The sequence below is a fragment of the Kitasatospora sp. NPDC057692 genome (genome assembly GCF_042799475.1).
Classification (GTDB): Bacteria; Actinomycetota; Actinomycetes; order Streptomycetales; family Streptomycetaceae; genus Kitasatospora.
Genome location: NZ_JBHVIV010000084.1, coordinates 23,657 through 36,121 on the forward strand (window position 1 = coordinate 23,657; position 12,465 = coordinate 36,121).

At 73.6% G+C, this 12,465-nt stretch carries 8 protein-coding genes and 1 pseudogene; 6 read left to right on the plus strand and 3 right to left on the minus strand.

The features are described 5' to 3' along the window. Positions 1-28: 28 nt before the first annotated feature. The gene (locus ACFVFS_RS33285; RefSeq protein ID WP_380628601.1) at positions 29-2,161 is read right to left on the minus strand and encodes an amino acid adenylation domain-containing protein; all 2,133 of its coding nucleotides are present in this window, start codon (positions 2,159-2,161) and stop codon (positions 29-31) included. A 373-nt stretch (positions 2,162-2,534) separates the two neighbouring features. Between ACFVFS_RS33285 and ACFVFS_RS33290 the strand changes: the two genes are divergently transcribed. The 6 genes from ACFVFS_RS33290 to ACFVFS_RS33315 all read left to right on the plus strand — a co-directional run bounded on the left by ACFVFS_RS33290 (position 2,535) and on the right by ACFVFS_RS33315 (position 9,575). Next, complete coding sequence (locus tag ACFVFS_RS33290; RefSeq protein ID WP_380628602.1) at positions 2,535-3,410, plus strand: ABC transporter ATP-binding protein; 876 nt, start codon at positions 2,535-2,537, stop codon at positions 3,408-3,410. A gap of 378 nt (positions 3,411-3,788) precedes the next feature. Beyond that, entirely contained in the window at positions 3,789-4,928 is a 1,140-nt protein-coding gene (efeO, locus tag ACFVFS_RS33295; protein WP_380628603.1) for an iron uptake system protein EfeO, read from the plus strand. Between the two features lie 135 nt (positions 4,929-5,063). Beyond that, positions 5,064-6,380 (plus strand): iron uptake transporter deferrochelatase/peroxidase subunit, encoded by a 1,317-nt coding sequence (efeB, locus tag ACFVFS_RS33300; protein WP_380628605.1) that lies wholly within the window; start codon positions 5,064-5,066, stop codon positions 6,378-6,380. A gap of 56 nt (positions 6,381-6,436) precedes the next feature. Beyond that, entirely contained in the window at positions 6,437-7,291 is an 855-nt protein-coding gene (gene efeU / locus ACFVFS_RS33305; protein WP_380628606.1) for an iron uptake transporter permease EfeU, read from the plus strand. Between the two features lie 251 nt (positions 7,292-7,542). Further along, positions 7,543-8,190, plus strand: a complete 648-nt coding sequence (locus ACFVFS_RS33310; protein ID WP_380628609.1) for an HNH endonuclease family protein — start codon at positions 7,543-7,545, stop codon at positions 8,188-8,190. 182 nt (positions 8,191-8,372) lie between these two features. Continuing rightward, entirely contained in the window at positions 8,373-9,575 is a 1,203-nt protein-coding gene (locus ACFVFS_RS33315) for a hypothetical protein (protein ID WP_380628607.1), read from the plus strand. Between the two features lie 93 nt (positions 9,576-9,668). On the opposite strand, the gene ACFVFS_RS33320 is transcribed toward ACFVFS_RS33315, so the two are convergent. Together ACFVFS_RS33320 and ACFVFS_RS33325 are read right to left on the minus strand one after the other, a co-directional pair. Further along, positions 9,669-12,227, minus strand: coding sequence for an ABC transporter permease (locus ACFVFS_RS33320; RefSeq protein ID WP_380628608.1), 2,559 nt, complete (start codon positions 12,225-12,227; stop codon positions 9,669-9,671). Positions 12,228-12,301: 74 nt separating this feature from the next. Beyond that, a pseudogene (locus tag ACFVFS_RS33325) lies at positions 12,302-12,465 on the minus strand (ABC transporter ATP-binding protein); the annotation flags it as partial.

The window sequence follows — 12,465 nt, forward strand, 5'->3', positions numbered from 1 at the left end:
TCAGCGGAGCCGGGTCAGCGGGGCCGGGTCAGCGGAGCCGCTTCGGCTGCCAGCAGAGGAAGCGCACCACGACCGCCGCCGAGACCATCAGCGCGATGTTGAACACGTAGACCAGCCACACCTCGGTGGCCAGGACCGAGCGGTCGGCGGTCCGGTACAGGTTGTCCTGCGGCCACCACGAGGCCAGCAGCCAGAACACCGAGAGGTGCGCGGCGACCGAGAGCCCGACCGGCCGCCCGAACCGGGCCGTCACCGCGGCCCCGAAGAGCAGCCAGGTCACGCCGAGCCCGAACGAGGTCCACTCGAAGAGGTGGAGCACGCGGAAGAAGGCGTCGTACGGCTCCGGCACCGCCGAGATGTCCGTCGACCCCGGCCAGAGCTTCCTGGTGAGCAGGCAGGCGACGTACGCGACGGGCAGTCCGACGATCACCGCGCCGCAGCCCAGGAAGGTCTCCGTTCCCGCGGTGTCCCCGGACCGGCCGCCGCCGCCCTTGCCGCGGTACCCCTTCCCGCCGCCCGCCCGGCGCGGCGCCGCGTGGTCGGCCGGGGCGGGCAGCGGCAGCGCGTCCCGGTCGAGCTTTCCGGCCCGGGTGCGCGGCAGGTCGGGCACCGGCACCACGGCGGCGGGCGCCCCGCCCTTCGGCAGCCGGGCGCCCAGGTAGGCGGAGAGCGACCAGCCGTCGGTGTCCGGCGCGCCGGGCTCGGTGACCGCGTACCCGACCAGCTCGCGCCGGCCGCGCGCCACCTCCAGCTCGACGACGGCCGCCTCCCGCACCCCGGGATGCCCGCGCAGCTCGGCCTCGGCGCGGGCCGCGAGGCGCACCCGGGCGACCACGGCGGCGGACCCCGCCGGGTCGGCGGGCCCGACCACGCCCGCCGCCCGGGCGACGAACCGCAGGGTGCCGTCCTCGGCGAGGCGCCCGAGGTCGCCGGTGCGCAGCACCCGCCCGTCCGGGTCGAAGTCCGCCCGGACGAAGCGCCGCGCGGTCTCCTCGGGGCGGCCCGGGTAGCCCCGGCCGAGGCCCGGTCCGGCGAGGGCGATCTCGCCGACCGCCCCGGCCCCGACCGGGCGGCCGTCCGGGCCGAGGACATGCACCCGGGCGCCGGGGAACGGCACGCCGACCACCGACAGCGAACCGCTGTCCGGCACCTCGTCGACGCCGCGCACCTCGAAGTACGTGCTGTCCACGGCGGCCTCGGCCAGTCCGTAGACGTTCACCACCCGGGTGCGGTGGCCGAGCAGCCGCCGCATGGCCAGGTGCTCGTCCAGCCACCACTTCTCGGCGCCGACGGTGAGCAGCCGCAACCCGGGCAGCGCTCCCTCGCTGCCGGCCGGCCCGGCCGCGGCGAGGTGGGCGGCGAGCCGGCGCGCGGTGCGCACGTTCAGTTCCAGCAGGGTGATCCGCTCGGCGGCCACCAGCGCGGGCAGGTCGGCGATGTCGGCGCCGCGGTCCAGGGTGAGGTCGCGCGGGGCGAGGACCAGGGTGGCGCCCGAGCACAGGGCGCGCACCCAGTCGGCCGTGAAGACGTCGAACTCCAGGCTCGCGGCGCTCAGGATCCGGTCGGCGGGCGTGAGGCCGTAGACCTGGCGCCAGCCGTGGTGCACGGCCAGCAGGTTGCGGTGCTCGACCACCGCGCAGCGGGGCGCGCCGGTGGTGCCGGAGGTGGTGAACACCACCGCCGCGTCCTCCGGCCCGATCGCCACCGGCGGCGGTCCACCGGATCCGTCGAGGCCGGCGGCCGAGTCCAGGCAGACCAGCGCCCGGGCGCCGGCGTCGGCCAGCCGGATCCGGTGGCCCTCCTCGGTGACCACCAGGACCGGGGAGGCCTCGTCGAGCACGTGCCGCAGCAGCGCGTCCGGTGCGCCCGGCTCCACCGGCACGTACGCGGCACCGGCCTTCAGCACGGCGAGCAGGGCGACGTACACCTCGGTGCCCCGGCCGAGCGCCACCGCGGCCCGGTCGCCCGGGCCGAGTCCGAGGGCGGCCAGGTGGCGGGCCAGCCGGTCGGCCCGCTCGTCCAGCTCACCGTAGGTCAGCTCCCGCCCCGCCCACCGGACGGCGACCGCCCCGGGGGCGCGCCGCGCGTGCTCCTCGAACCGGCCGGGAAGCGTCCCGGCCCGCCCGGTGCCCACCTCGACCGGCTCGTACGTCCCCGCCATGCCCACCGCCCCCTCCGACCCCGCCGCGACCTCGCCGCCATCCGTCCGCCATCCGTCCGCGGTCCGACCCGGACCGGTGCTCGCACCCGCACCGAGCCGAGCCCGTTCCGCACCGCTTCCACGCTCCCGGGCCCCGCCCCGGTTCCGCGACCGGACCCTCCGATCCTGCCGCCAACTCCCGTCCGGGAACAGGGGCGTGCGGCGGCGCTCCGAAGCGGTGCCGGTGTCCACCGCTCGGACACCCGGACCGCCCTCCGGGTGAACGGTTGTACTCTGCACGCGGACGGTCGGCGCCGGCCCGTCCGGTGCGGCGCCGTGTCCGTGACCCTGCCCGTCACCCCGCCCGGCACCGGACCCGTGGAGGACCGCCCGCATGAGCACGCCCGACCCACGCACCCCGTCCGACCCGCGCGCCACCGAGCCGGCCACCGGCGGGCCCGGCGGGGAACCGCTGCCGCTGCTGCGCACCCGGGCCGTCGACGTCGTCCGGGACGGGCGCCACCTGCTGCGCGGGATCGACCTCGCCATCCGCCCCGGGGAGCACTGGGCGCTGCTCGGCCCCAACGGCGCCGGCAAGTCCACCCTGCTCGCCCTGCTCGGCGCCGTCTCCCACCCCACCCGCGGCGAGGTGGACGTGCTCGGCCGCCGGCTCGGCCGGGTCGACATCCGAGAGCTGCGCGCCCACCTCGGCCACGTCAACCCGCGCCACCCGCTGCGCTCGCCGCTGACCGTCCGCGAGGTGGTTCTCACCGGTATGACCGGCACCATCGAGCCGGACCTGCACCGCAAGCCCACCCCGGAGGAGCTGGACCGGGCCGAGCAGCTGATCGACACCCTCGGCATGACGGCTTCCGCGGAGTCGGCGTGGACGACCCTCTCGCAGGGGGAGCGGGGCCGGGTGCTGATCGCCCGCGCGCTGATGCCCAGTCCGCGGCTGCTGCTGCTCGACGAGCCCGCCACCGGGCTCGACCTGACCGCCCGGGAGCTGCTGCTGGACAGCCTGGACCTGCTGCGCCACCAGCACCCGGAGCTGGCCAGCGTGCTGGTCACCCACCACCTGGAGGAGCTGCCGGAGTCCACCACGCACGCGCTGCTGCTGCGCGGCGGGGAGACGGTCGCGGCCGGGCCGGTGGACGCGGTGATGACCACCGAGCTGGTGAGCGCCACCTTCGGGCACCCGATCCGGATCACCCGGCACGAGGGCCGCTGGACCGCCCGGGCCGCCGCCCGGCGCACCCCGGAGGCCTGAGCCCGGTCCGGTCTCGGAACCGGGCCGGAACCGGTGACAGAAACCGGTGACAGAAACCGGGGGCGGAACCGTGGCACTGAAGGAGCGCGCACCGGCGGTGCGCGCTCCTTTACCACTTCTTTGCCCTCTTCGCCACGCCCGTACGCGCCCCCGGTGGCCGGAAATCGTCGGTGGACCGACCGCCGGGACGCCCCGGGGCCGCTCCCACCTGCACCGTTTCGTGACCGACCCCGGTGTAGACGGCAAAATCCGATATCCCTAAGGTATGCCTTAGCTAAGTGGGTGGCGGGTCGCCGACGGCGTCATCGCCCCCACCCGTGCTGAGCCCTGCCCTGATGTGCCCTGCCCTGATTCGCCCTGCCCACCGCTGGAGCCCTCATGCCCGCCCGTCGTTCCACCGCAGCCACGCTGCTCACCCTCGCCGTGGCGACCGCCGCACTGGCCGGCTGCTCGAAGAAGGACGACAAGGCCGGGGCCGACGCCATCAAGGTGAACGCCACCGACACCGCCTGCGAGGTCTCGACGACCACCTTCCCGGCCGGTCACGTCGCGTTCGACATCGCCAACAAGGGCTCGAAGGTCACCGAGGTCTATGTCTACGCCGCCGGCGACAAGATCGTCACCGAGCGCGAGAACATCGGCCCGGGCACCAAGACGACCATCAACGCCGAGATCAAGGCCGGCAGCTACGAGATCGCCTGCAAGCCGGGCATGGTCGGCGACGGCATCCGCCAGAAGATCACCGTCACCGGTGACGGCGGCTCGGCCGCCCCGGCCGACCCGCGGCTGACCGCCGCCGTCGCCGCCTACCGCGCCTACGCCCAGGAGCAGGCCGACGCCACCATCCCGGCCGTCGAGGCCTTCGCGGCCGCGGTCAAGTCCGGCGACCTGGAGAAGGCCAAGGCCCTCTACGCGCCGTCGCGCACCGGCTGGGAGCGCACCGAGCCGGTCGCCGAGAGCTTCGGTGACGTCGACCCGAAGACCGACGCCCGCGAGGACGGCCTGGAGCCGGGCCAGGAGTGGACCGGCTGGCACAAGCTGGAGAAGTCGCTGTGGGCCGACGCCGCCATCGGTGACGCCGAGAAGAAGCTCGCCGACCAGCTGGTCGCCGACCTGAAGGACTGGCAGAAGAAGATCCCCGAGGCGGAGATCACCGCGACCAGCATGGCCAACGGTGCCAAGGAACTGCTGGACGAGGTCGCCACCGGCAAGGTCACCGGCGAGGAGGAGCGCTACAGCCACACCGACCTGGCCGACTTCGCCGCCAACGTCGAGGGCGCCAAGAAGGCCTACGAGCTGCTGAAGCCGGTCGCCTCGGAGAAGAACGCCGAGCTGGCCAAGACGCTGGACTCCGAGTTCGCCGCGATCGAGACCCTGCTCGCCAAGTACAAGCAGGCCGACGGTACCTACACCACCTACGACAAGGTCGCCGAGACCGAGCGCAAGAGCCTGTCCGACGCCGTCAACTCGCTGGCCGAGCCGCTGTCGAAGCTGGCCGCCGCGGTGGTCGTGAAGTAACGCCCGCCGCCCGGTGCGCCCGCCCCCGGCGCGCACCGGGCACCGCGCCACCGCGCACCGCATCCGACCTCCGCCGTGGCGGCCCCCGTGGCCGCCACGGCATCCGCGAGTCCAGTACAGAAGGGTCCACCGCCCATGGACGCCGAGAACCAGCAGCAGAGCGGGACGCCGGCCGACACCGCCGCCACCGCGGACACCACCGCCGACCGCACCTCGGTCAGCCGCCGCGCCGTGATCGGCTGGGCCGGTGCCGGGGTCGCGCTGGGCGCGGCCGCCGTCGGCTCGGTCGCCGCCGCCACCCGCCAGGACGGGGACACCCCGGCCGCCCCGGCCGCGGCCACCGCCGACATCCCCTTCTACGGTGACCACCAGTCCGGCATCGCCACCCCGGTCCAGGACCGGCTGCACTTCGCCGCCTTCGACGTCTCCGCGAGCGCCACCCGCGAGTCGCTGGTCAAGATGCTGAAGGAGTGGACCAAGGCCGCCGCCGCGATGACCGGCGGCCGCGAGGTCGGCAGCGGCGCGGCCAGCGGCCTGCCGGAGGCGCCGCCGGACGACACCGGCGAGGCCCTGGGCCTGCCGGCCTCCCGGCTCACCCTCACCATCGGCTTCGGTCCGAGCCTGTTCGAGAAGGACGGCGTGGACCGCTTCGGCCTCGGGGCGAAGCGGCCCGAGGCCCTGATCGATCTGCCCAGGTTCAAGGGCGACAACCTCGACCCGCAGCGCAGCGGCGGAGACCTGTGCGTCCAGGCCTGCGCCGACGACCCGCAGGTCGCCGTGCACGCGATCCGCAACCTGGCCCGGATCGGCATGGGCACCGTCAACATCCGCTGGTCGCAGCTGGGGTTCGGGAAGACCTCCTCCACCACCCCGGACGCCCAGACCCCGCGCAACATGATGGGGTTCAAGGACGGCACCCACAACATCGCCGGGACCGACACCGCCAAGCTGGCCGAGCACGTCTGGGTCGCCACCGGCGAGGGCCCGGAGTGGATGACCGGCGGCTCCTACCTGGTCGCCCGCCGGATCCGGATGCACATCGAGACCTGGGACCGCACCTCGCTCAAGGAGCAGGAGGACGTCTTCGGCCGCACCAAGGGCGAGGGCGCGGCGTACGGGCGGACCAAGGAGCACGAGGACCCGGACCTCAAGGCGATGCCGCAGGACGCGCACGTCCGCCTCGCCCACCCGGACTCCAACGACGGGCACATGATCCTGCGCCGCGGCTTCTCCTTCACCGACGGCACCGACGGCCTCGGCCGGCTCGACGCGGGCCTGTTCTTCCTGGCCTACCAGCGGGACAGCCGCAAGGCCTTCGTCCCGCTCCAGCAGCGGCTCGCGGCCTCCGACGCGCTGAACGAGTACATCCAGCACGTCGGTTCGGCCCACTTCGCCTGCCCCGCGGGCGTCCGCAAGCCCGGCGAGTGGTGGGGCCAGGCCCTGTTCGGCTGAGTCCGACCCCCCCACCCGTCTCGCCCGTACCACCTCTTCACCCCCCAGGAGCCAGCGTGTTCGCCAACTACCTGATCGGCCTGCGCGAAGGACTCGAAGCCAGCCTGGTCGTCTGCATCCTCATCGCCTACCTGGTCAAGACCGGCCGCAAGGACCGGCTGCCCCCGGTCTGGGCCGGCGTCGGCGTGGCCGTCGCGCTCAGCCTGGCCTTCGGCGCCGTGCTGCAGTTCGGCTCGACCCAGCTCAGCTTCGAGGCCCAGGAGGCGCTCGGCGGCACGCTGTCGGTCATCGCCGTCGGTCTGGTCACCTGGATGGTGTTCTGGATGCGCCGCACGGCCCGGCACCTGAAGACCGAGCTGCACGGCAAGCTGGACGCCGCCCTCGCGATGGGCACCGGCGCCCTGGTGCTCACCGCCTTCCTGGCGGTGGGCCGGGAGGGGCTGGAGACCGCGCTGTTCATCTGGACCGCGGTGCAGGCCACCTCGGACGGCTACAACCCGATCATCGGCGCGGCGCTCGGCCTGCTGACCTCGGTGGTGCTGGGCTGGCTCTTCTACCGCGGCGCGCTCAAGATCAACCTGGCCAAGTTCTTCACCTGGACCGGCGCGATGCTGGTCGTGGTCGCCGCCGGCGTGCTCGCCTACGGCGTGCACGACCTCCAGGAGGCCGGCTGGCTGGGCGGCCTGGACAAGATCGCCTTCGACATCAGCAGCACCATCCCGAAGGACAGCTGGTACGGCACCCTGCTCAAGGGCGTGTTCAACTTCCAGCCGGACCCGACGGTCTTCCAGCTGGCCGTCTGGGAGGCCTACCTGGGCCCGGTGCTGACCGCCTTCCTGGTCGGCACCGCGGGCGGTGGCCCGGCCAAGCCGGTCGCCCCGAAGCCGGATGCCGCCAAGTCGGCCGCCTGAGCGAACACTTCGCGCCGCCGGCGCACCCGCGCGACCCTCCAGAACGCCCCGTCCGGCCACCCGCCGGGCGGGGCGTTCGGCGTTCCCGGCGGGCCGGCCGATGCCGCACCTGACAGCCGGTCAAAAAGTTCACCTCCTGGATCTACCCGCGTAAACCCCTTGGCCCCCATCCTGGTTGGCAGCCCGGGCCGGTTCCCGCCCGGGGGCTTTCCCCTGCCCTCCTCGACCCAGGAGTCCCCCGCATGTCCGCGATGTCCGCCATATCCGCGCCCCGCCGCGCCGTGGCCGCCGCCTTCGGCGCCCTGCTGCTCGCCCTCGCGACCCTGCTGACCGGCGCCGGCACCGCCCAGGCCGCCCTGCCGACCCCGGTCTCCGCCGCCACCGCCCGCGGCTACCTCGCCGCGATCGCGGTGACCGCCGAGTCCCACACCACCACCTACGACCGTGCGCTCTTCCCGCACTGGATCACCGTCTCCGGCACCTGCAACACCCGCGAGACGGTCCTCAAGCGGGACGGCAGCAACGTCGTCACCGACGCCAACTGCGCCGCCGTCAGCGGCAGCTGGTTCTCGGTCTACGACAACGTGACCACCACCAGCGCCTCGACCTTCGACATCGACCACCTGGTGCCGCTCGCCGAGGCCTGGCGCTCCGGCGCCTGGGCCTGGACCACCGCCCAGCGCCAGGCCTTCGCCAACGACCTGACCCGCCCGCAGCTGGTCGCCGTCTCCGCGAGCTCCAACCGCTCCAAGGGCGACCAGGACCCGGCCAACTGGCTGCCGCAGGCCTCCTACCGCTGCACCTACGCCCGCGCCTGGGTCCAGGTGAAGTACTACTACGGCCTCTCCGTCGACAGCGCCGAGAAGAGTGCCCTCTCCTCGATCCTCAACGGCTGCTGAGGAAACGTTCGCTCTCGGTGATGCACCGGCGCCCCACCGTCACCGCCGGGGCGCCGGTGCCCCGTTGACCCCCCGCACTCCCTGCGTATCCGAACGAATCGGCGGCGGATTTCCCTGTCTGCGCGGCGCGAATGGGCCTACCGTGGAGGAAGAGAACGTCTCGACGTGGGAGTGTGGTCGAGATGGGGACCCCGGCGGACGAACGGTCCGAGCGGTTACCGGAGCGGCGGAAGAGGCAGCGATCGGCATGGCGCGAGCGCGTCCTGGCCCGGGTCGCGTACCTTGAGGCACAGCTCGACCACCAGCTGTGCACCGCCGCCGACTGCGGGTGCCGGACCTGCCGGGGCGAGAAGGCCCGGAGCGGGGTGTGCGCCAAGGACGACTGCCGGCGCCGCGAGCTGATCGAGGGCGCCAGCGCCTGTCTGGCGAAGGCCTCCGCGGCGGCCACCGAACGGCACGGCCGGCTGCGCCGCCTCTGGTCCGGCGCCACCGCGCTCGAAGGCAGCTGGTCGAACGTCCGCTCCGCCGACGTCCTGCTCCTGGAAGTCGTCCCGGCCGAGTCGTTGCCGGCCCGCGCCGTCGACGTCTTGGCGGTGGCGCGGCTGCACCTGGGCAGGAAGGACCTGCGCACCGCCGCGCTCGCCGCACGGGTGGGCTCGAAGGACAAGCCGGTCGGCGAGGCGGACCGGAGCCTGCTGGTGCGCACCCTCGACGCCGCGTACGCGGCGCTCGACGCGGAGTACGCGCGGGTGCGCAGCCTGCGCAACATCCTCTGGGCCGCCAGTGCCTGCGTCATGCTCGGCGTGATGAGCCTGGCCGTCTTCGGCTGGTTCTTCCCCACGTCCATGAGCCTCTGCTTCAGCCCGGTCCCCACCTCGCCGCCCGCCCAGGCCCCCTCCTTCGCCCTGCCCGGCCCGTCGAGCGTCCGGATGGTGGTCTGCCCGTCCGGGGAGTACCCGTGGGTCTGGACCAAGCCGATTCCGGGTGACTACGCTTCACGTCTGGACATCATCACCGTCGAGGTCGCCGGACTGGCCGGCGCCGCGCTCACCGTGATCGGCTCGCTGCGCCGGATCCAGGGCACCAGCGCGCCGTTCATGCTGCCGCTCGCGGCGGCGGCGCTGAAGTTCCCGACCGGAGCGCTGACCGCCGTGATGGGACTGCTCCTGATCAGGGGCGCGTTCGTCCCCGGCCTGAGCGACCTCGACAGCCGCGCCCAGGTGCTCGCCTGGGGCGTCGCGTTCGGCGCCGCGCAGCACCTCGTGACCAGATTCGTGGACATCCGGGCCCAGAGCACGCTGGACGACGTCGGCAAGCCGCCGGGCGACGCCGCCCCGGGGGACCGGTCCGCCCAGTCGCGCGCCCCGTCCGACCTGAAAACCTGAGCCACAGCGCCCGACAGCACGGCGCCCGCCGGGAGTGATCCCGGCGGGCGCCGCGTGTTCGGGGCGGTGGGCGGTGGCTACTCGCCCTGGTGGCTACTCGCCCTTGATCGCGCCCAGGATGTCCATCCGGGCCGCGCGGCGGGCCGGCCAGAGGGCGGCGAGCAGGCCGATCACGGCGGCGGCGGCCAGGAAGAAGGCGGTCTTCCCGGGCGGGACCACCAGGGTGATGTTCTTGAACGAGTCCGCCAGGGTGCGGGTGCCGGCCCAGGCGGTGACGATGCCGAGCAGGACGCCGACCACGCCGCCGAACAGCGCGATCATCAGCGACTCCAGCCGGACCATCCGGCCGATGCCGCGGCGGTCCAGGCCGATCGCCCGCAGCATGCCGATCTCCCGGCGGCGCTCGAACACCGACATCGCCATGGTGTTGATGACGCCCAGCACCGCGACCACCACGGACATGCCCAGCAGGCCGTACATGATGTTCAGCAGGGCGGTCACCAGCTGGCTGTTCTCCGCCTTGATGTCCTTCTCGCCCTTGACGCTGATCAGCGGGTTGCCGCCGGTGGCGTCGCGCAGCGCCTGCTTGAGCTCGGGGGTCGCGCCGTCGGCGCCCTTGACCAGGACCTTCTGCAGGCCGGAGCCGGCGGCGGCGTGCGAGCCGACCACCTGCTCGGGGGCGATGATCCCGGCGACCTCGGTGTTCTGCTCGACCAGGCCGCCGACGGTCAGGGTGCCGCGGCTGCCGTCGGGGTAGGTGATGTCGAGCGTCGAGCCGACCGCCAGGCCGTTGCGCTCGGCGTAGCCGGTGGTGGCGAGCAGCTTGCCCTGCTTGAGGGAGTCGGCGGCGCCGGCGGTGACCTTGAGGTCGATCAGCTGGTCGAAGGTGGTGGCGTCCACGGCGGTCAGCCGGGTGGTGTCGCCGTCGGCGACGGCCTTCACCGGAACCTCGCGCACCGCGCTGATCATGGTGACCCCGGCCGTCTTGGCGATCTGGCCGGAGACCTCGGGGGAGAGCATGGAGAAGTTCTCCATGGCGACGGCGTAGTCAGCCTTCAGATCGACCTCGGTGGCCTCGTCGACGGCCTTGTTCACCGAGGCGCCGACCACGGTCAGCGCGGTGATCAGGGTGACGCCGATGGTGAGCGCGGAGGCGGTGGCGGCGGTGCGGCGCGGGTTGCGCACGGCGTTCTCGCGTGCCAGCTTGCCGGGCGTGCCGAACAGCTTGCGCAGCACCGGGGCGAACAGCGCGATCATCGGGCGGGACAGCAGCGGGGTGAGCACGAAGACGCCGATCATCAGCGCGCCCGCGCCGAGGGCCACCAGGTTGACCTCCTTGGCGGCCGCGCCGCCGAGCAGGGCGGCGACGCCGGCCGCGGCGAAGAACAGTCCGATGATGTTCCGCACCAGCAGGGACTTCTGGGTGGCCGGCTGCTCGGCCGAGCTCATCGCGGCGACCGGGGCGATCCGGGAGGCGCGCAGCGAGGGCAGCCAGGCGGCGAGCACGGTGACGACGGTGCCGACGAGGATCGAGGCGATCACCGTGGACGGGGCGATCACCAGCGGGCCGGTGGGCATGCCGGTGTCCAGCGAGCCGATCACGGACTGCAGCCCGGCGGCGATGCCGATGCCGGCGACCAGGCCGCCGATCGAGGCGGTCAGGCCGACCAGCACGGCCTCGGCCAGCACGGAGAGGGTGATCTGCTTGCGGCTGGCGCCGACGGCGCGCAGCAGGGCCAGTTCCTTGGTGCGCTGGGCGACCAGCATGGTGAAGGTGTTGGCGATGATGAAGACGCCGACGAAGAGCGCGATGGCGGCGAACATCAGCAGGGCGGTGGACATGCCCTTGGTGCCGGCCTCGATCATCCGGTCCTGCTCGTCGGCGAGTTCGCGGCCGGTGCGGGCCTCCAGGTCGTCGGAGGCGGGCAGGGTCTGCTTGACGGCGGCGAGCAGCGCGGTGTCGTCGGCGCCGGGCTTGCCCTTGACGTCGATCTCGGCGAACCGGCCCGGGGCCAGGTAGAGCTGCTGGGCGGTGGCGGTGTCGAAGGCGGCGAGCGAGCCGCCGGAGAGCACCCGCGGGTCGTTGGTGGTCACGGTGCCTGTGAGCTTGAGCTCCATGACCGGCCCGTTGATGGCGACGCGCACGGTGTCGCCGACCTTGTAGCCGCCCTTCTCGGCGGTCTTGGCGTCCAGGGCCACCTCGTCGGAGGTCCGCGGGCCGCGGCCGTCGACCAGCGGGTAGCGCGGGTCGGTACCGTCGGCGCCCGGCACGTAGTTGGTGCCGGTGGTGGAGAAGCCGTTGCCGATCAGCGCGCCCTTGCGGTCGGCGATGCCGGCGAAGCCGCTGACCACGCCGCGGGCCTCGGCGGCGCCGGGCAGCCCGGCGATCGCCTTGCGGGTGTCCTCGGTGAGGGAGGGGCCGCCGGAGGTCCGGTCGCCGTTGTCGTACCCCTTGCTGACGGCGGCGCCGTCGCTGACGGTGACGGCGATGTCGGTGTAGCTCTTGGCGCTCTGGGAGCGCATGGCGTTGCCGAAGGTGTCGGTGAAGACGAGGGTGCCGGCCACGAAGGCGGTGCCGAGGAGGACGGCGAGCGCCGTCATCAGCAGTCGGGCCTTGTGGGCCAGCACGTTGCGCAGTGCGGTGCGGTACATGGGAGGGAGTCAGTCCTGGGGGTCGTGGGGACGGCGGCCGGTTCGGGGCCGGGGCGGTCGGCCGGCGCGGGGCGTCAGCTGGTGCGGCCCTTGGCGTCGAAGCGGCGCATGCGGTCCAGGACGGCGTCCGCGGTGGGGTTCGGCAGTTCGTCGACGATGCGGCCGTCGGCGAGGAAGACGACGCGGTCGGCGTAGGAGGCGGCGACGGGGTCGTGGGTGACCATGACGACGGTCTGGC